Below are 20,728 nucleotides of genomic sequence, written 5' to 3'. Positions count from 1 at the left end.
GCGGATGGCGCGGGCCGGCACGACGCCTTCAAGCGGGGACGCTCAGAACCACTGCTTGTAGCGGCGCACGTAGATCGTCTTGACGATCTGCGCGAGCAGGATGTAGCCGACCATCGTCGCGGCGAGCCACAGCCAGAAGGTGCCCGGCAGGTGCATGAAGCCGAGCGATTCGGCGAACGGCGAGAACGGCAGCCAGCAGCCGATCGCGATCGCGGTGAACGTCGACAGCAGCACCGGCAGCGCGGCCGTGCTCTGCAGGAACGGGATCTTCTGCGTGCGCAGCAGGTGCACGACGAGCGTCTGCGATACCAGGCTCTCGATGAACCAGCCCGAGTTCATCACGATCTGGCCGCCGGTGCCGCCGTTCAGGTGATACATCGCACCCGCGCCGAACACGGTCCACATCAGGATGTACGTCGTGATGTCGAACACCGACGACGTCGGCCCGACCCACAGCATGAAGCGGCTGATGTTGCCGGCTTCCCACTTGCGCGGCTTCTTCAGGAACTCGGGATCCATCTTGTCCCACGGCAGCAGCATCTGCGACGTGTCGTAGATCAGGTTCAGCACGAGCAGCTGCGTCGCGAGCATCGGCTCCCACGGCAGGAACGCGCTGGCGACGAGCACCGAGAACACGTTGCCGAAGTTCGAGCTGGCCGTCATGTTCAGGTACTTCAGGATGTTGCCGAACGTCTCGCGGCCCTTGATCACGCCTTCCTCGAGCACCATCAGGCTCTTTTCGAGCAGGATGATGTCGGCGGTTTCCTTCGCGATGTCGGCGCCGCTGTCGACCGAGATGCCGACGTCGGCATCGCGCAGCGCGGGCGCATCGTTGATGCCGTCGCCGAGGAAGCCGACCGTGTGGCCGTTCGCCTGCAGCGCCTTGACGATGCGCGCCTTCTGCAGCGGCGTGAGCTTCGCGAACACGGTCGTGCGTTCGACGACTTCCGCGAGCGTCGCGTCGTCGAGCGCTTCGATTTCCGTGCCGAGCATCGGCTTGCCGGGTTCGAGGCCGACCTGGCGGCACACCTTCATCGTGACGATCGGGTTGTCGCCCGTCAGCACCTTCACTGCGACGCCGTTTTCGCGCAGCGCGGCGAGCGCCGGCGCGGCCGATTCCTTCGGCGGATCGAGGAAGGTCAGGAAGCCGCGCACGACGAGGTCGCGTTCGTCGGCGGTGCGGTACTGCTGGCGCTCGTCGCCGCGCGGGATCGCACGCGTGGCGAGCACGAGCACGCGGAAGCCGTCCTCGTTGTAGGCGCTGGCCTGTTCGAGCAGCCGCTTGCGCGCGACGAAGTCGAGCGGGCGCACGCCGTCCTCATCCTGCACGTGCGTGGAGACGGCCAGCATTTCCTCGACCGCGCCCTTGCAGATCAGCAGGTGCGTGCCGCGCGTGTCCTCGACGACGACCGACAGGCGGCGCCGCACGAAGTCGAACGGCAGTTCGTCGATCTTCTTGTAGCCCTGCGGCTTCACGCGCTCGCCGATCTCGTCGGCACGCGCGACGACCGCGATGTCGATCAGGTTCTTCTGGCCGCTCTGGTGGAAGCTGTTCAGCCAGCCGAGCCGCAGGATTTCCTCGTCCTTGTAGCCCGACAGGTCGAGGTGATGTTCGAGGATGATCTTGTCCTGCGTGAGCGTGCCGGTCTTGTCGGTGCACAGCACGTCCATCGCGCCGAAGTTCTGCACCGAGTTCAGCCGCTTGACGACGACCTTGCGGCGCGCCATCGCAACCGCGCCGCGCGCGAGGTTCGCGCTGACGATCATCGGCAGCATCTCGGGCGTGAGGCCCACGGCCACCGCGAGGGCGAACGTGAGCGCGCTCAGCCAGTCGCCCTTGGTCAGCCCGTTGATCATGAACACGATCGGCACCATCACGAACATGAACTTGATCAGCAGCCAGCTCACGCTCGCGACGCCGCGGTCGAAGCTCGTCTCGATGCGCTTGTGGCTCACGACGTTGCGCGCGAGCGAGCCGAAGTAGGTGTCCTCGCCGGTCGCGACGACGACGGCCGTCGCCGTGCCGCTGACGACGTTGGTGCCCATGAAGCAGACGTTCTCGAGATCGAGCAGCGATGCCGACGTATCGGTCGCGGAGTCGGCCGCGCGCGTGCTGGCGGATTTGCCGGCGACCGCGCCGAGCGTGTCGTACTTCTCGACGGGCAGCGCCTCGCCGGTCAGCACGGCCTGGCTGATGAACAGGTCGCGCGACGCGAGCAGGCGCACGTCCGCCGGGATCATGTCGCCGGCCGACAGGTGCACGATGTCGCCGGCCACGACTTCGCGCATCGGCACCTCGCGGCGTGTCGGCTCGGACGTGTCGGTCATGGCACGCTGCACGGTGGCCGTCGTGCGGACCATCGCCTTGAGCTTCTCGGCCGCGCGCAGCGAACGGAATTCCTGCACGAAGCGCAGCAGCGCGCTGATCGTGACCATCGTCAGCAGGATCGTCATGCCGACGTAGTCGCGATCGTCGGGCGCGGCGAAGTAGACGTCGGTGAAGAAGCTGATGGCGGCGAGTACCAGCAGCACGTAGACGAACGGGTTGTGGAACGAGAGCAGCAACTGGCGGGTCCAGTGCGGCGGCTTGTCGTGCGCGATTTCGTTCGGGCCGTAGTGCTGCAGGCGGTCGGCGGCCTGGTCGTAGGTGAGGCCGCGCGTGCTGGTGTTCAGTGACTTCAGCGTGTCTTCGAGTGGACGGGCCGCTTCCTGCGCGGCGCGCATGATGCGCGGATCGTTTTGCTGGGCGCCGCCGGCCTTGATGAAGCCGCGCTGTTTCTTGTGCGATGTGTTGTGTCGTGTCGTCATGAGTCGCTCCTTGCGCACGAGGCGGCGGGCGGGGAGCGACCGTGACGTTATCGACGCACGAGCGCTCCCCGCCGCGTCGCGTCAGGCGCGATCGGCTGTGGATCGGTGAAGGCGGGAACGCTCGCCGGCGCGTGCGGTGCGGCCGGAGGGGCGGTGCGCAGCGTCGCACCGGCGAGCGGTAATCGACTACTGTCGTCTGAGTTCATCAGCACTCCTGTCGGTTGCGGATAGTCGGCACGGGCGATCGACGGCGACGCACGCGCGAAGGCGCGCGGCCGGACGGCACGCGAACGGAAGGCGCACGCGGCTGACGCTGCGCGCAACACGAACGCACGCGCGCGACGGCGCATCGCGTGCATTCGACAACCATGAAAATTCGGCGGGAGATCTGGCCAGTCAAGTCAGGCCGGAAGGACGCCGCATCCTGCTTCCCGGGATGCGGCAGAAGACGAGGCTCTGCGCGTTTTCCTCAGGCAGCAGTCAAGTTGGTCGAGGACCAACTACAACTCGCATCGGTGTTCACAGAACACTCCATGTAATTAGACGGGAGCGATGGTAATGGGTCGCTGTGCGAAGCGTCAACCCTTTTGTCAGTCGTTATTTCGAGAAATGTAATCGGGGCGATGGGTGCGCGGCGCGCCGTCGGATCGACGCCAATGAAACGGCCGCGCGCATGCACGATCGGCATGCGCGCGGCCGGAGCGAGGCAAAGGGGGCGTATCAGTGGGCCGATGCGACCGCGGCCCCTGCATCGAGGATGCCCGAGCCCGCCGGCATCGCGGTGCACGACGTGCCGGCCGCGAGCTTGGCCGTGCGCGTGCCGCCCTGCAGCTTCTGCTGGATCTGCGCGGGCGTGAGGTTGCCGTTCACCGACAACATCAGCGCGGCAACCCCCGTCACTTGCGGCGTGGCGAGGCTGGTGCCGTTCGCGAGGCCGTAGGTGTCCGAGCCCGGGGTCGTCGTGCCGGTATTCGACGTCGACAGGATGTTGACGCCCGGTGCGCTCAGCGAGACATCGGGGCCGAAGTTGCTGAACGACGCGCGGCGGCCGGTCGCGTCGGTTGCGCCGACGCTGATCACGCCGCGGCAGTTCGCGGGCTGGTCGAGCCCGGTCGACAGGCCGTCGTTGCCGGCCGCGACGACGACGGTCACGCCCTTCGCGGTCACGTCGTCGATGGCCTGCTGGAACGTCGTGCTGCACGCGCCGATACCACCGAGGCTCAGGTTGATGACCTTCGCGGGGCGCGGGTTGTTCGGCACGCCGTTCACCGCGATGCCGGCGGCCCAGCGCATCCCGTCGGCGATGTCGCTCGTCGTGCCGCCGCACTTGCCGAGCACGCGCACCGGCAGGATCTGGCCGAGCCACGACACGCCGGCGATGCCGGTGCCGTTGTTGGCGGTCGCGCCGATCACGCCCATCACGCGGGTGCCGTGCCAGCTGCTGTCGCTCGGCTGGCTCGCGCAGTGATAGTACGGACCGTTAACGTTGTCGAGCTCCTGCTGCGTGACCCAGTCACCCGGGTCGGTTGCGTCAGAGCTGCGGGTCAGGCCGTTGTTGCTCGTGTTGACGTTGCTGATGAAGCTGTAGCCGGACAGCAGGTTGCCGACGAGGTCGGCGTGCGGCCGGTAGCCCGTGTCGAGCACGGCCGTGACGACGGTCGGCGAACCCTTGGTCACGCTCCACGCGGGCGGCAGGTTGATCCCGGCGGTCGGGTCGGACAGGTACCACTGCTGGCTGTAGAGCGGGTCGCTCGGCGTGTCGCGGATCTGCATCGGATGATCCGGTTCCGCGTAGTCGACGTCCGAATCGGCTGCGAATGCCTGCGCGAGCGCGGCGGCGTCGGTGGCGGCCATGCGCTGGCCGAGCGACAGCACGCTCGCGCCGTTCGAGATCGTCCGTTCGACCTGCATGTTCACCGGCGATTGCCCGACCGTGCTCGCATACGCACGTGCGCTGCCGGCGACCGGCGCCGTCCAGCGCGTCAGCGAGCGCTGGATCACCGCGTCGAGCCGCGTCCCGTTGTCGATGGCCGCCATCGCGCGCGTGGCCGTCAGCGTCTTCAGCTTGACGATCAGGTGGTCGATCGGCGGTTCGGTCGGCGCGGTTTGCGCGGCCATCTGCACGGCGGCTTGCTGCGTCGTGCACGCATTGCTGCCGGAAGACGCGGGAGGGGCCGTGGGATTGGAGGGTGCGGGCGACGGTGCTGGGGCAGGCGCTGCGTTGGAAGAAGACGGGTTGCTGCCGTCGCCGCCGCCTCCACCGCCGCAACCGGCGAGGGGCAGGAGGGCGGCGGCGGACAGCATGCCGGCGAGCATGCGCGCATGTGCGGAGCGCGCCAGCGCAAGATTGAAACGCTTGGTTCTCATGTTGAAACTCGATCCTCGTAGATAACCGTCGTGCCGGCGGTGGCGCTGGTCCGGCTGACCCGGACCTTGTCTTGTTTTGTCTGACGGTTGCAGCCAGGTTGCTGCGACGCGCCATGCACTGGGTAACGGCCAGCGCGGCGGCTTCTTGAGTGCGTTTCACGAGAAAAACCGGGGCGGGCGCAAACGATTACGTTGCTGCGTTGCAGCATGAACGCGTGTTTGGAACGCGTGGCACAGAAGGTCGCGCGAGTCCGTGCGCGGCCGGTCGGGCGACATATGCGGCGCGGGCTCGTTTGCGCGGTACGGAAAACATCTTTCACGGCGCGGCCGCGCCGGAAGGTTGATTACGCTTTCCCTGATGCGACGCGAATTTTGTCGGGCGTACGATCGCGATTCGATCAACGTTTCGTCAGGAGAAAGGCATGGATCGCCGCTTACGCTGGCTGGCCGTTACGCTGTCCTGTGCGCTGGCGGGCGCCGCGCACGCGCAGGCCCTCACCGGCACGCTGAAGAAGATCAAGGACACGGGCGTGGTGTCGCTGGGCATTCGCGAATCGTCGGTGCCGTTCTCGTATTCGGACAACCAGCAGAAGAACATCGGCTATTCGCGGGACATCGCGTCGCGCATCATCGACCAGTTGAAGACGGAGCTGAACGCGCCGAACCTCGTCGTGAAGGAAATCCCGATCACGTCGCAGAACCGGATTCCGCTGTTGCAGAACGGGACGATCGATTTCGAATGCGGATCGACGACGAACACGCTCGAACGGCAGAAGCAGGCTGCGTTCTCGAACAGCATCTTTCTTTATGGCATCCGCTTCAGCACGCGCAAGGATTCCGGCGTGAAGGACTTCGCGGACCTGGCCGGCAAGACGGTCGCGACGACGGCCGGCACGTCGGACGAGCGCCTGCTGCGCAAGCTCAACGAAGAGAAGGCGATGAACATGACGATCATCAGCGCGAAGGATCATGCCGAAGCGTTCATGAACGTCACGACCGGGCGCGCGGTGGCGTTCGTGATGGACGAGCCGCTGCTGTACGGCGAGATCGCGAAGGACCGCAACCCGGGCGCGTACACGGTGACGGGCACGCCGCTCGTCCACGAGAACTACGCGTGCATGATGCGCAGGGACGATCCGGCGTTCAAGCACGTGGTCGACGGCGTGATCGCGAAGATGCAGACGTCGGGCGCGGCCGAGAAGCTCTACAACCAGTGGTTCACGCAGCCGATTCCGCCCAAGGGCGTGAGCCTCGACTATCCGCTGTCGGCGGAGATGAAGCAGCTGTTCAGGAATCCGACGGATCAGGCGCAGTATTGATTCGGCCGTCGCCATGAAAAACCGCCGGCGTATGCCGGCGGTTCGAGCGCGCCGCGACGAGCGGCGCGAAGCGTGTCAGGCCTTGATTTCCGGGCCGCGCGCGGCGGGGGCGGCCGGGGCGGCCGGCGTTGCCGGGGCCGTCGAACGCACCGACGGCTGCGCCGGCACGATGACGAGCACCGGCTCGGGCACGGCCCACGGCGCCATCGCGAAGCCGACGGGCTGCGGCATCGGCATCGCGAACGCATTGGCGAGCGCGATGTGCTGGAGCGCCATCATCTGCTGCTGCATCGCGACCATCTGCGCCTGGGCCGCCTGCATCCGGTACTGCACGGCCTGCATGTGCCGCAACGCTGCGGCGGGCGGCAGGCCGTCCGACGACGACGTCTGCATCTCGAAGCTCGCGCCGCCTTGCGGGCTGTGCCAGCTCCACGTGCTGACCTTCATCGGGCCGACGGCCGTCTGGACGACGCGCGTTTCGGCTTTCACGGGCACGGCCTGCCCGTCGACGTTGACGAACATCGGTTGGGCGGCCGCCGCGCCGGCCTGCCCGGCCAGGGCGAACACGGGCGCCAGCGCCAGCGCGCCCGCCGCCATATACGAACGGAATCGCATCTTCGTATCTCCATCAAACGAGACTGATCGAATCAACAATGACGTGCGGCTCACGGAGTGAGCCATCCGGGACAATGCCGCCGTCGGCTTAAATCAACATTAAAACCGCCGCCGGCCGGCCCGGTCAGCGCATGTCGGGACGCTGCGCAATCGGCATTCAACCTCGTCCTCGCCAGGGGAATCCGGCTGCGTGGCGCGACAACGGGCACAATACGGGATTCGCCACGGCGCACGCGTGTTCGCCACTCGAACATCGCACGGCTGCGCCGCTGCTGCCCGACCTCCTTCCCCGTCGTCATGAACGCCACGCTCACTCCGGCGCGCGAGTCGAACTCGCCGCGTTTCCTGCTGTTCCTGATCTGCCTGTTCGCGTCCGCCGGCCAGCTCGCAATCGACATCTACGTGCCCGCGCTGCCCGACATGGCACGTTCGTTCGCCACCACGCCGCAGGCGATCCAGTCGAGCGTGTCCGGCTATATGGCGGCCTACGCGCTCGGCCAGCTGATTTTCGGGCCGGTGGCCGATGCCTACGGGCGCAAGCGCGTGCTCGCGTTCGGGCTCGTGATCTACACGATCGGCTGCCTGCTGTCGCTCGGCGCGCAGAACCTGGAGACGTTCGTGCTCGCGCGCTGCCTGCAGGGCTTCGGGATCGCGACCACCAACCTGCTCGCGAAGGCGATCATCACCGATTCGTTCTCCGGCCAGGCGCTGATGCACGCGTTCACGTACATGTCGATCGCGTGGGGGCTCGCGCCGATCGTCGCACCGGTGATCGGCGCGCACCTGCAGGAATGGTTCGGCTGGCGTGCGTGCCTCGTGTTCCTGCTCGTGTACTCGCTGGTGATGTGGGCGCTGCTGTGGCGTTACCGCGAAACCTTGCCGAAGCCCGTGCATCTCGAGCCGCGCACGCTGATGGCGAACGCGGGCAAGGTGCTGGCGAGCCCGGTGTTCCAGAGCTGCTTCCTCGCACAGGGGCTGTGCTACAGCATCCTGCTCGTGTTCAACATCGTCGGGCCGTTCATGGTGCAGACCACGCTGCACAAGCCGCCGACCTTCTTCGGCTATCTCGCGCTCGGGATCGGGCTGATGTATTTCCTCGGCGGCCTGTCGAACCGGATTCACGGGCACGGATTGCCGAGCGCCGAGCAACGGCTGCGCATCGGCGCGCGCGTGATGGCCGGCGCGTCGGTCGCGATGCTGGTGCTGGCGCTGACCGTCGGGCTGCGCGTCTGGACGCTCGCGACGCCGGTGCTCGTGATGGGCTTCTGCGCGGGCGCGATGTATCCGACGCTGATGGCCAAGGGCAATTCGCTGTTTCCGCATATCGCCGGCCTGACGAGCGCGATCCTCGGATGTGCGCTGCTGCTGGTGTCGTCCGCGATGATGGGGCTGGCCGGCTTCGTGTCGATTCACGTGCTGACGCCGCTCGCGGTGTTCTTCGTCGTGCTGTCGTGCATCGTCGTGTGGATGGTCACCAAGCTGTTGCGGTACCTGTCGCAGCAGCAGGCCCAGGCCGCGCCCGTCGTGTGCGGGCGTGGGGAGGCCGCGTAAGTGCCACCTGTCGACCGGGCCATGAGCCCGATCCTGCTGAACCGCGTCGCCCAAACCGACGCCGCCGACCTGGTCGCCGCCAATCGCGCGAGCCGGAGCCACCATCTGCCGTGGGTCGATTCGTTCACCGACCAGGCGGGTTTCGACCAGTGGTTCGGCCGCTGCCTGACGGGGCCGAACGTCGGCCTCGTCGCGCGCGAACGCACGTCCGGGGCGGTGGTCGGCGTGGTGAACCTCAACGAGATCGTCGGCGGCGTGTTCCAGAGCGCATACCTCGGGTACTACGGGATGGTGGAATTCAGCCGTACGGGACTGATGACCGAAGCCCTGCGCGCGGCGATCGGCATCGCGTTCGGCGAACTCGGGCTGCATCGGCTCGAAGCGAACATCCAGCCCGGGAATCACGCGTCGATTGCGCTGGTTCGGCGGCTCGGTTTCACGAAAGAGGGGTTTTCGCCGCGTTATCTGCGCATCGGCGGCGAATGGCGCGACCACGAACGGTGGGCGCTGCTGGCCGACGGCGAGCCCGAAGCGCGCGCCTGACGGCCGACATCCGATACCGGGCGATCTTCTTCCCGCCACCGGTCGCTTATAGCGGATGCGCCGCGCCGGCCTGCGTCAGCAGCGAAACGGCCGCCGCGTCCGGCATCCCGTTCGAGTCGATTGCACCGGCTTTCGCGAGTGCGGCGAGATCGCTGTCGACACCCGGTTGCCCGACCGTGAACGATGTCGTCAGGAACGCCGGCGCGGTGAGCGCCACCGAATAGCGCTGCTGCAGATTCGTTACCACGGCCGATTGCGCGGCCTGGACGGTGTTCGCGCTGTTCATCGCCTGCTGGTAGCGCGAATTCCCCTGGAAATTGCCGATCAACGTGGCCGTGTTCGTGCCGAGCTGGGCGGCGAGATAGACCAGCAGCAGTTCGGTCTCGGGCGTCGTGTTGAACGTGCCGCCCGCGTATGCGAGCGAATGCAGGCTCGTGCCGCCCGACGTTACCGTGATCACGCACGGCAGCGCCGCATTGACCGTCACGTTGTAGTTGCCGCCGCCATCCGTCAGCGTTGTTGCCGACCCTGCCGCGCAACTGACCGTTACCTGCGCGCTGGCGAGCGCGCCGCCCGTCGCGGCCGTGCCGGAAAGCGCGACCGTCTGCGTGTTGTTGTTGAAGCAGGCATCCACACCGAAGCACGCATCGCCGTTGCACGCCTGAAGCGTCGTGAGGGTGGCGAGGCAGAGCGTGCCGAGCGCGGGGCGGATGGAGCGCGGAAGGCGATCGTTCATGGTGGCGGGTGTCCGGAAGAAAGGGGCAGCCGGTGCGCGCCCGGGGCAGCGGCGCTGTCACGTCATTCTAGATTGCGGATCCGCGCGCTGCTTGCCGGTTTGCCGGTCCGGCCGGAAACCTTTCAGTTCCTTTCATAATTGGTTATGCTGCGGGACGATTGAAAACGACGAGAGAATGCGCCGTTCCCGATGGAGCCGGTGCGCCGTTTCCGACATGAACCTGAAACGACAGACGGGCCGGCCGTGCCCGCCGGATGGCGAGGGCGATCCGGGATCGTCGGCCGGCCCGACCCGAAACGATGCACCGCCCGCACGTGCGCACGGTACGGCCCGCCTTGGCAGCAACGCGAAATGTGCGGTGGTCGCCGTGCTGGCGGGCATCGCGCTCGTCCATGGCGCGGCTTTCGCGGCGCCGACCGACGACGATGCCGCCAACGCGGCCGGCGTGCCGATAGCCGAAGTATCGTCGGCGTGCGGGCACGTGGCCGCCGCAACGACCTATCCCATTGCAGCCAAACCCGAATCACCACCGCGGCTACAAGGGCGCGTGACGGACACGGCCGGCGCGCTGAGCGCCGCATGCGCCGCGGAACTGACCGACCGCCTCGCCGATCTCGAGCGCCGCCTCGGCGTGCAGATGGCGGTCCTGCTGGTCGGCTCGACCGGCCAGTCGACGATCGAGCAGTTCGCGACCGACGTGTTCGACAAATGGCGTCTCGGCGAGAGCAAGATCGACAACGGCATGCTGCTCGTCGCCGCGCTGAACGACCGCACCGTGCGGATCGAGGTCGGCTACGGCCTGGAAGGCGCGGTGCCGGACATCGTGGCTGGGCGGATTATCCGCGAGCGCATCGTGCCGGCTTTCCGCGAGAACCGCATCGAGGCCGGCGTCAGCGATGCGCTCGACGCACTGGTGCGCGAGATGACGCCGCCGGAGACGCCTGCGCAGCAGAATGACGTGGCCGGCAACCTCGACGCGAGCGGCGCGGAAAGGCGGCAGTCGAACGGGCTGCTGGAGAAGGAGCCGATCGATCACGGCAGCTTCACGTTCTGGCTCCTGCTCGCGCTCGCCAACCTCGCGCTGGGCGTCGCGACCGAGTGGCGCAAGCTGCGCTGGCAGGTGACGGTCCCGGCCAGCTATCTCGTCGCGACGATCGTGCCGATCGTGATGCTGCCCGTAGGGGCGATCTTCGAGGGCAGCCTGGAAGCGATCCTTGGGGCGTTGATGCTCGTTCCGACGAGCATCGGCGCAGGGGCGTGCCTGCTCGGCATCGGCGTCGTTCGTTCCGTGCGCATCCGCAGATACACGGCGATCATCGGCGGGACGTTGGCGGTATTGATCGCGATCGGGCATGCGATGGGCTATTCGCCCGGTGAGGTCCTGCTGACGGTTTTCTGCGTGCTGATGGTGATCGGCATCATCCTGGACAAGCTATTCGGCTGGAGCGGCTCGTCTTCCTCGTCTTCGTCGTCAGGCTTCAAGTGGCCGTCGTCGAACTCGCGCTCGAGCTCGAGCTCCGATTCGTTCCGCGGCGGCGGCGGTTCGAGCGGTGGCGGTGGCGCATCGGGCCGCTGGTAGGTGCCACGCGACCCATCCGCGCGAATGATTCTCTTTACCCTTCGCTCCGTCCGGAGCGTTCAACCGGAAACAACCGACGATGAAATGGTTTCGAATCCTGCTCGTGTGCTGCGTGCTCGCTCCGCTCGCGGGGTGCGGCTACAACGCGATCCAGTCGTCTGACGAGGATATCAATGCCGCGTGGTCCGAAGTGCTGAACCAGTACCAGCGACGGGCCGATCTCGTGCCGAACCTCGCCGCGTCGGTGAAGGGCTATGCGTCGCACGAGGAGCGCGTGCTGACCGAGGTGGCGTCGGCCCGTGCGCGCGTGGGTAGCATGCAGATGACGCCGGAGATGGCGAAGGATCCGGCCGCGCTCGCGGCGTTCGACCAGCGGCAGGGCGAGCTGTCGGGGGCGCTGAGCCGGTTGATGGTGGTGTCCGAACGCTACCCGGAACTGAAGGCGAACGAAGCGTTTCGTGATCTGCAGACGCAGCTCGAAGGTACGGAAAACCGCATCGCGGTCGCGCGCGGCCGCTACATCAAGACCGTGCAGCATTACAACGTGCAGATCCGTCAGTTCCCGGGCGTCGTGATCGCGAAGATCTTCGGCTACCAGCCGCGCCCGAATTTCGGCGTCGCGAACGAAGCGGCGATCTCGACCGCGCCGGCGCTCGATTTCTCCGCGCAGCCGCAGTCGCAGTCGCCGAAGGCGAAGGTCGCCGGCGAGTAAGGCCGGCTCACGCATTCACGTATTCACGTGTTCAGGGCTTGCGCGCAGCCGCCTTCGCGAATGCGCCGCGCACCTCGAAGCTGATCGTATCGGCCACGTTGCCGCGCGCATCGACGAGCTCGAGCCGGTGCCGGCCCGGCCACGGCATCCACGCGACGTGATCGGCATGCCCGATTACCTTGTCGTCGAGCCGCCACGCGAACTTCGTCGCGCGTCCGGCCGAGCGCTCGAACCAGATCCGCTGGTTCTTCGGCGGAATGTCCGGATCGATCGCGAAGATCGTGCCGTCGGTTGGCGTGCCGATCGTCAGCGGCGCACGCGCACCGTCCTTGCCCGGCGTGACGGGAGCGGCGAGCCGGATCGTGTCGACCGCCGTTCCCGCGACGAACCACTCGTTGCGCGACGGTTCGATATCGCGTTCGAACGTGATGCGGCGCGTCTCGACGCCGGCCGGCGCGCGCGGCACACGGCTCGGCTGGTCGCGGTGCAGGTAGCCGACGACGGCCGACCACACCGGCGACGCACCCGTGACGCCCGACACGTCCCACATCGGCGAGCCGTCCGCATTGCCGACCCACACGCCGACCGTATAACGCGACGTGAAGCCGACGGTCCAGTTGTCGCGCATGTCCTTGCTGGTGCCGGTCTTGACCGCCGAGAAGAAGCGCGTCGCGAGCGGATTGTCGAAGCCGAACGTGCGCACGCGCGCGTTGTTGTCGGAGAGGATGTCGGTCACGACGAAGCTGGCCGCGTCGCTGAACACGCGCGTGCCGTCGGTCGCTTGCGCAGTGGCCGACGCGCCGGCTGCCGGTGCGGGCCGGTCGACGACCTTGCGGGCAACGCCGCCGTTCGCGAGCGCGCGATACGCGTTGGTCAGCGACAGCAGCGTGACGTCCGCGCTGCCGAGCGCGAGACTGAAGCCGTAGTAATCGCCTTCCTGCGCGAGCGGCAGGCCGAGCGCGGTCAGCGTGCGCGCGAAGCGGTGCGGCGTGACGAGCACGAGCGTGCGCACGGCCGGCACGTTCAGCGAGCCGCCGAGCGCGCTGCGCACGCTCACCCAGCCCTTGAAATCCTTGTCGTAGTTCTGCGGAATGTAGAGGCCGCCCCCGGCGGCGAGGTTGATCGGCGCATCGTCGAGCAGCGACGCGGCCGTCAGCCGTTTCTCGTCGATCGCCTGCGCATACAGGAACGGCTTGAGCGTCGAGCCGGCCTGGCGCGGCGCGAGCACGGCATCGACGTCGCGTGCGCCCGACAGTGCGCCGGACGATCCGACCCACGCGCGAATCTCGCCGGTCGCGTTGTCGATCACGACGACCGCGCCGTCCTGCACGTTGCGCCGGTGCGCGGGCGCGTTGAGTTCGGTCAGCGCGCGCACCAGCGTGTCGCGCGCGAAGCGCTGCAGCGGCGCATCGAGGGTCGTGCGTATCTGCGCGCCGGCCGTTGGCCGGACCTCGGCCGCGATGCGTCGCGCGAAGTGCGGAGCGAGGGCGGCGCCGTCGTCGCGCGCGGCGCTGGCCGGGCGCGCGATGACGAGCTGCACGTAGCCGTCGAGCGACGCGCAGGCCTGCTCGGCATGCATGTCGCGCAGGATCCGGCACGCGCGCTCGGCGACTTTCGCGGAGGTTGCATTGGGGGCGCGCACGAGCGCGGCGGCGATCGCGGCTTCGCGGGCATCGAGGCCCGACGGCGCCTTGCCGAAGAGCACCTTCGACAGCGCGGCAAGGCCGATCGTCTCGCCGCGGAACGGCACGAGGTTCAGGTATGCCTCGAGCACCTGGTCCTTGCGCCAGCCGCGTTCGAGCAGCAGCGCGTTGACCGCCTGCGACGCTTTCTGCGGCAGCGAGCGCTGGCCCGAGCGGCGCGGCGAATCGCTGAGCAGCCCGGCGAGCTGCATCGTGACGGTCGACGCGCCGCGCGTGCGCTCGTTCCACAGGTTGCCCCACGCGGCGCCGGCGATGCCGCGCCAGTCGACGCCGCTGTGTTCATAAAAGCGCTTGTCTTCGGACACGACGATCGCTTCGCGAAACGCGGGCGACACGTCGGCGAGCGACACCCAGTCGCCGCGCCGTTCGGTGAGGTCGACGCGCGTACGCTGCAGCGGCGTGCCGTCGCGTGCGAGCAGCACCCAGTCGGAGCTGCGCCAGTTGCGGCGCACTTCGTCGTAGCTCGGCAGCGCATGCGCGACGAGCGGGGCGGCCAGCACGATGGCAACGAATACGCGGCCGGCGAAACGCGCCGGCCGCGGCAAACCCTGATCGATCATCGCTTGCTCGTTACTTGCCCGCTTCGGCCGCTTTCACGGTCATCGGCGGGTTCGGCCACAGGCCGTACACGGACGGCGCGTACAGCGCCTCGACACGCGTCGGCGGCAGCCCGAACGTGCCGACGTTGTTCAGCCGCACCGTGTACTCGACCGAGAATTTGCCCTTCGGCAGATAGTCGTAGTACGCGCGGTAGCCGTCGAAGTCGCGCTCGATGAACACCGGCCACGCGCCGTCCGGCGTCTTCTCGCCCTGGGTCGCGGCTTCGGAGTCGCGGCCGAGGCCCGAACCGAGGATCGTCGAACCGGCCGGCACCGGATCGTTGACGACGACCCACGTCATGTCGCTCTGCGCATCGATGTCGAGATGCACGCGCACGACGTCGCCGCGCGTCAGCACGCCCTTGACGGCGGGCGACACGGGTGTGACGGTCTTCGTGATCCGGTAGCCGGCCGCGAACGGCGCACGCAGCGGCACCGCCGCGAGGCTTTCGATCGTGGCCCACGGGCGGCCCGTGCCGTCCTGCGTGACCGACAGCGTGGCCGGCGCCTGCGACGCGCGCGGCCACGGCAGCATCACGCTGCGGGCCGCGGCGGCGCGGGTGGCCGGGGTGGCCGGGGTGGCCGACGCCGGCGTGTCGGCGGGCGTGGACGCGGGGGCCGACGCCTGCGACCACGAGATCGTGCGCGCGTCGCCGCCGAGCGCGACCTTCGTCGCGCCGGCCACCGGCGTGCTCTCGTAGGTGCGCGAGAAGCGCTCGACCGCGAGCAGGCCGAGCGCGTTCGACGTCGTGGTCTGCCATGCGCCCTGGCGCTGCAGTGCGAGCAGGCCGGCCGTCACGCGCGGCATCTCGTCCTTCCACGCCGGGTCGCCGGCGAATTCCAGCGCGAGCCGTGCCGCGTTGGTCTCGTTGCTGGTCATCAGCCACCACAGGTCGTCGTCGCGGGCGGTCGAGAACACGAGCTGCGTGCCCTGGTACGTCAGGCGTGCCCGCAGGATCTGTTCGACCTGCGCGCGCTTCTCGTCGCGTTGCGGGATGTCCTTCACGCGCGTCAGGATCGCGTGATAGTCGATCACCGCGGAAGTCGGCCACTGGTTCGGCGCGATCTCGATCGAGCCGAGCATGCGGCCCTGCGCGGCGCCGTAGCGCGACAGCGCCTCGATCGCGGCCAGCTTGCGCAGGTCGCGGTCCTGGCGCGGCGCCCACGGGTTGCGCTCGAGGCGGCCGTCGATGAAGCGCGCGAGCCCGGCCTCGAGCTGCGAGCGCAGGTCTTCCGGCAGCGCGAAGCGCGGGTCGAGACGGCTCGCTTCGTCGGACACCACGAGCAGGTACGACGACAGCGTCGCGCTGCCGGCATGCGAATCGTCGGACGACGGCGGGAAGTAGCTCGCGAGCCCGTCGCTGTCGAGATAGACGGGCATGCGTGCGATCAGCGCCTGCCATTGCGCGGGGTCGCGCAGGCCGATCGCGCGCGACGTCTGCTGTTCGAGGCAGCGGTACGGATAGCGCTCGAACCAGCGTTTCACGCCGGGCAGCCCGTCGGCGAGCTTCGACTGCAGCGACACGGCGATGCCGCCGCGCGGCAGGCCTTGCGCGTTGTTCGCGGCGCCGGCCGGGGAGGCGATCGGCACCGTCAGCGTGCCGTCGACTTGCGCGAGCGTCGCCTGCTGGACCGTGACCGGCAGCGCGGGCACGACCTTCTGCGCGACCGCCAGCGCGTCGGCCGCACGTTTGCCGCCTTGCTCGGCCGCTTCGATGCGCCAGTTCAGCGCACCGGCCGCGTCGAGCGCCTGCTCGGGCACGGTGATCGTCCACGCGACCTCGGTGGCCGTGTTGGCCGCGAGCGAGACGGTTTGCGGCGCGACGTCGAGGCCCGTCACGCGCGGCGTCACGACGACCTGCATCGCGCGGTCGGTCGTGTTGCGCAGCGTGACCTGCGCGCGGAACGCGTCGCCTTCGCGCACGAGCGGCGGCAGGCCGGAGATCAGCTGCAGATCCTGCGTGCTGCGGATCGACGTGCTGCCGGTGCCGAAGCGGTCGGGGCCGACCGCCGCGATCGCGACGATCCGGAAGCGCGTGAGCGCGTCGTTCAGCGGCACCTCGACGGTCGCGCTGCCGTTGGCATCCAGCGTCACGCGCGGATTCCACAGCAGCAGCGTGTCGAACAGCTCGCGCGTCGGCGCGCTGCCGCCACCACCGCCCGCAGGCACGGCCTTGCGGCCGAAGTGGCGGCGGCCCACGATTTCCATCTGTGCCGTGGATGTCTCGACGCCGTACGCGCGTCGCCGCAGCATCGCATCGAGCAGGTCCCAGCTGTTGTTCGGCATCAGTTCGAGCAGCGCTTCATCGACGGCCGCGACCGCGATCTGCGTGCCGGCCGGCGCGGGCTGGCCGTTCGGCAGCGTGACCTTCACGTGCGCCTGCGCCTTGCTGCGCACCGTGTAGCGCGTCGCGTCGGTCGTCACGGTCACGCCGAGGCGGTGCACGCCGGTGCCGACCTTGATTTCGCCGAGACCGTAGCGGAACGCCGGCTTCGACAGGTCGACGAACGCGGTCGGCGCTTCATAGTGACGGCCCTCGCGCCAGAACGCGCGCGCCCATTCGACCGGCGCCTTCCAGCCCCACGTGAAGAACGAGTACCACGGCACCTCGCGAATCCGGCCGCGCAGCGCGAGCACCGACACGTAGACGTTCGGCCCCCACGATTCGCCGACCTTCAGGTCGACCGTCGGGTTCTTGCCGTTCAGCTCGACGATGTGCGTTTCCATCACGCCGCCGCGTTCGACCGCGACCAGCGCGGTGGCGTAGCGGAACGGCATGCGTACCTGGAAGCGGGCGGTTTCGCCCGGTTCGTACGCGGTTTTCTCGGGGATCACGTCGATCCGGTCGGTGTTGTCGCCGCCGAACCAGAGTTCGTCCTCGCGCGTGACCCACACCGACGTCGACGCGTTCGACGTGCGGCCGTCGCCGTCCTTGGCGACCGCGATCAGCTGCACGTTGCCGGCCTGTTCGAGCGTCGCGTCGCAGGCCATGCGGCCCTTGTCGTCGGTCTTGCCCGAGCACAGCACGCCGAGGTCGCGCGTGTCGCTCTTGTTGTCGTACGCATAGAAGCCGCCGACCATCCGCTTGCGCGACGACGTTGTGATGCGCGCGATGCCCTTGATCTCGATCGGCACGGACGCACGCGGCTTGCCTTGCAGGTCGACCGCCAGGGCCTGCACGGGCACGCGCTGGCCGACCGATACCCAGCGGCCCGCCTTGATGCCGGCCACGACGGCAGCCGGCCACAGGATCGTGTCGCCGCGAATCGTCTGCACTTCTCCGTTCGGGTCGGCGAACGTCGCTTCGAGCGCGATGCGCTTCGGCGCGTCGACGTCGGGCAGACCCTTGAGCGTGACCGAGCCCGCGCCGTTGCGGTCGAGCGTCAGCGGCAGCTTGTCGGCGATCAGCTTGGTCGCGTCGGGATCGTTGTTCGACGTCGATGCGTTGTCGCCGTCCTGCGAATCGTCGTCGGCGTTGCCGTCGCTCGCTTCGGGGCGATACGGCGTGAAGCCGAAGTCCTCGAAGCGATCCGCGAACGGCGGCGACGCCCACTTCATCAGCGCCGACACCTGCACCGGCAGGTTCGATGCGCCGCCGCCCGACACGTAGTCGATCTGCACCGCGAGCGGTGCTTCCTTGACGGCGACGAGCGGGCTCTTCTGCGCGTCGCGCGCGCCGATCGAGCCCTTCAGCACGGGCAGGCGGAACGCCTCGACGCGGAAGCTGCCGCTGTAATAGGTGGCGGTCGGTGCGTCTTCCGGGCCGCCTTCGAGCTCGACGCTGTATTCGCCGAGCTTCGCGGCGGCCGGCAGCGTGAACTGCGTGTCCGCGCTGTGATCGGCTGCCCACGTGAGCGGCAGCTTGTAGGTCTGACCCGTGCCGAGATGGCGGATCGTCGCGCGCGTCGGATATTGCGACGGGAACGCGAGGCTCTGCAGCGTCTCGGCCCGGATGAAATGCTTCATCGACACGGTTTCGCCGGCGCGCAGCAGCGTGCGGTCGAAGACCGTATGCGCGCGCACGGTGCGTGCGCTGTCCGTGTCGGTCGGCACGTTGAAGCGCCACGATTCGATTCCGCGGTTCCAGCCCGAGCTGACGAACGCCATGTCGGGGCCCGTCTTCGGATCGTTCACGCGGGCCGACACGAAGTAGTCGTCGAAGCGTTGCTCCGAATCGGACGAGCTGCAGGCGCGCTTCGATTCGAACGCGCCGTCGATCTTCAGCAGGCCCTGCGCATCGGTCTTGCCGGACGCGATTTCGTCGCCGTTGCAGTCCGACACGCGGATCTGCGCGTTCGGCACGGGCTTGCCCTTGTCGAGCGTCGTGACCCACACGAGGTTGTTTTCGCGGCCCTGTTTCAGGTGCACGCCGAGGTTGGTGACGAGCACCGTGGTGCGCACGTACATGCTCGACGGCTTCGCGAGCAGCGAGCGGCCGAGCGCGGGCGACGCGAGTTCGAGCACGTAGAAGCCGGGCTTGTCGATCGGCACGCCGACGACTTCGAACGGGCGCAGCGCCTTCGGGTCCGCCTTCGGCAGCGTCAGCGCCTGCACGCCGGGCTGGCCCTTGAGCAGCGTCAGCGAGCGCACGTCGATGCGGCGATCCTTCGGCGCGGGCGCCTTTTCGCCGGCTTCGCGCGGCACGTACACGGGATGCTGGCCCTTGCGTTCGAGCAGGCCGGGAATCTGGCGGTCGATCGAGCCGGCCGTCATCGACCAGTTGTCGAAGCGGTCGACCGTGCGCATCCACTGGCGGATCGCGGTGTCGTCGTCGACCTTCAGGTTCGAGAACTGCGCGCCCTGGGTGTTGAGGCCGTCGATATGCAGGTCGGCCTCGACGTTGCGCAGCGTGACGGGCACGAGCGCGGGCGAATCGGGTTCGGCGAAGCGCTCGACGATCCCGAAGGTGCCCGACGAAAATTTCGCGAGCGGCGGCATCGGCGCGGTGCGCGTCGCGAGCGGGAACAGGTCGGCGTTCGACAGCGGCCGGTCGGTCACGTCGCGCAGGCCCGACGGCAGTTCGATCGTGAGGGCGGCCTGTTCGGGCAGCGGTGGGTTGAACGTGACGGTGGTGACTTCCTCGCTCTTGTCGTCGGCCGCGAAGGTCGGCGCGAGCGTTCCGTCAGGGCCGCGCAGCTTGATCGCCTCGGCGTTCTTGCGCGAGATCGGCGCGTTGAACGACAGCGTGAGCGGGCGCAGCGGCGTGCAGGGCGCCTTCGCATTCTCGCGTTCGCACGAGAAGCTCGCGGCGAACGGGGCGCGCACGGTGAAGTCGAAGCGGCGCTCCGTTTCGTTCGGAATGCCGCTCGGGCTCGTGACGCCCTTGCCGTACACGAGCTGCATCTTCGCGCTCGCCGGCAGGGCCTGCGCGCACGACAGCGTCAGCACGCGCGCGGCATCCTTCTTCAGACCGAAGTGATCGAGCAGTGCGTTGCGCGCATCGTCGTCGGCGGCCGTGACGGGAATGCGGTTGCCGATGCCGGCGGCTTCGCACCAGATGTTCGCGAGCGCCGAACGCGGTTCGGCCGGGCCGTTCAGCTTCAGCACGAACATCTGCCGTTCCTCGATCTCGCGCGAGCCGGGGCGCACGTTCACCGGGAACGGGCCGCCCGTCTGGAACGTGAAGCGGCGCGGGCCGCTGGCCGCGTTGCCGGCGACCGAGCGCAACGTGTCGTTGAGCGCGACCGAGCAGCGCACGCCGGGCGGCAGGTCGTTTTCGAAATCGTAAGCCCAGGTCTTGTCGTCGAGCCAGTGCCCCTGGCCGCGCGCGGCGGTGGAATCGTTGCAGGTCACGCGTGCGGGATTCGGCGCGGAGGCCGAGCCGAACGCGACCATCGGTTCGTCGAACTTGACGACCGTCTGCCGGACTTCGGTGACGGTGCCTTGCGGCGACACGCTCACCGTGCGCGCCGCGCCCGCATGCAGCGACAGCGCCGTGGCGCCGCCGAGCGCCGCGACGGCGCCGATGCGCCAGAGCAGCCGGGTGGTGTGGTCGGTTCGTTTTGCGTTGTTCTGTTTGTCGTGCTGCTTCATCGCTCGATTGCCCTCGGAGGGAAGCTTTCTGTTTGATTGCACGCGATTCTAACCGACCGACCTGCGCGCGCATCGCACTGCACAGTGTGTCGTCGGCGTGCGACACTGGGGTGCGTGCCGCAGATTTGTCGCGTCAACGACACAAAAATGCAGCGAAATGTC

At 68.2% G+C, this 20,728-nt stretch carries 11 protein-coding genes; 5 read left to right on the top strand and 6 right to left on the bottom strand.

The features are described from left to right. Positions 1–42: 42 nt before the first annotated feature. Together mgtA and CFB41_RS25955 are read right to left on the bottom strand one after the other, a co-directional pair. Positions 43–2,808, bottom strand: coding sequence for a magnesium-translocating P-type ATPase (gene mgtA, locus CFB41_RS25970; RefSeq protein ID WP_089442254.1), 2,766 nt, complete (start codon positions 2,806–2,808; stop codon positions 43–45). A gap of 720 nt (positions 2,809–3,528) precedes the next feature. Then, positions 3,529–5,175 (bottom strand): S8 family peptidase, encoded by a 1,647-nt coding sequence (locus CFB41_RS25955; RefSeq protein WP_089458421.1) that lies wholly within the window; start codon positions 5,173–5,175, stop codon positions 3,529–3,531. Between the two features lie 422 nt (positions 5,176–5,597). On the opposite strand from CFB41_RS25955, the gene CFB41_RS25950 reads away from it, so the two are divergent. Next, positions 5,598–6,494 carry a glutamate/aspartate ABC transporter substrate-binding protein gene (locus CFB41_RS25950; RefSeq protein ID WP_089458420.1) on the top strand — a complete coding sequence of 299 codons (897 nt, stop codon included), beginning with the start codon at positions 5,598–5,600 and terminating at the stop codon, positions 6,492–6,494. A gap of 75 nt (positions 6,495–6,569) precedes the next feature. Here the strand turns inward: CFB41_RS25950 and CFB41_RS25945 are convergent, their stop codons facing one another. Next, a complete protein-coding gene (locus CFB41_RS25945; RefSeq protein ID WP_089458419.1) occupies positions 6,570–7,109 on the bottom strand; it encodes a hypothetical protein in 540 nt (179 codons plus the stop codon). 297 nt (positions 7,110–7,406) lie between these two features. Between CFB41_RS25945 and CFB41_RS25940 the strand changes: the two genes are divergently transcribed. Together CFB41_RS25940 and CFB41_RS25935 are read left to right on the top strand one after the other, a co-directional pair. Beyond that, positions 7,407–8,660, top strand: coding sequence for a multidrug effflux MFS transporter (locus CFB41_RS25940; protein WP_089442260.1), 1,254 nt, complete (start codon positions 7,407–7,409; stop codon positions 8,658–8,660). 21 nt (positions 8,661–8,681) lie between these two features. Beyond that, positions 8,682–9,203: a GNAT family N-acetyltransferase gene (locus CFB41_RS25935; protein ID WP_089458418.1), complete on the top strand. Its 522-nt coding sequence runs from the start codon at positions 8,682–8,684 to the stop codon at positions 9,201–9,203. A 46-nt stretch (positions 9,204–9,249) separates the two neighbouring features. Here the strand turns inward: CFB41_RS25935 and CFB41_RS25930 are convergent, their stop codons facing one another. Continuing rightward, complete coding sequence (locus CFB41_RS25930; protein WP_089458417.1) at positions 9,250–9,939, bottom strand: hypothetical protein; 690 nt, start codon at positions 9,937–9,939, stop codon at positions 9,250–9,252. Positions 9,940–10,153: 214 nt separating this feature from the next. On the opposite strand from CFB41_RS25930, the gene CFB41_RS25925 reads away from it, so the two are divergent. After that, positions 10,154–11,518, top strand: a complete 1,365-nt coding sequence (locus tag CFB41_RS25925) for a YgcG family protein (protein WP_179250164.1) — start codon at positions 10,154–10,156, stop codon at positions 11,516–11,518. A gap of 79 nt (positions 11,519–11,597) precedes the next feature. Next, complete coding sequence (locus CFB41_RS25920) at positions 11,598–12,230, top strand: LemA family protein (protein WP_089458415.1); 633 nt, start codon at positions 11,598–11,600, stop codon at positions 12,228–12,230. 31 nt (positions 12,231–12,261) lie between these two features. Here CFB41_RS25920 and pbpC read toward each other — a convergent pair whose 3' ends face one another. Together pbpC and CFB41_RS25910 are read right to left on the bottom strand one after the other, a co-directional pair. After that, positions 12,262–14,493 (bottom strand): penicillin-binding protein 1C, encoded by a 2,232-nt coding sequence (pbpC, locus tag CFB41_RS25915; protein ID WP_089458414.1) that lies wholly within the window; start codon positions 14,491–14,493, stop codon positions 12,262–12,264. Between the two features lie 10 nt (positions 14,494–14,503). Then, positions 14,504–20,566 carry an alpha-2-macroglobulin gene (locus tag CFB41_RS25910; protein ID WP_089458413.1) on the bottom strand — a complete coding sequence of 2,021 codons (6,063 nt, stop codon included), beginning with the start codon at positions 20,564–20,566 and terminating at the stop codon, positions 14,504–14,506. Positions 20,567–20,728: the final 162 nt, after the last annotated feature.

Source organism: Burkholderia sp. AU33803 (assembly GCF_002223095.1).
GTDB lineage: Bacteria > Pseudomonadota > Gammaproteobacteria > Burkholderiales > Burkholderiaceae > Burkholderia.
This window is presented reverse-complemented; position numbering and strand designations above follow the sequence as displayed.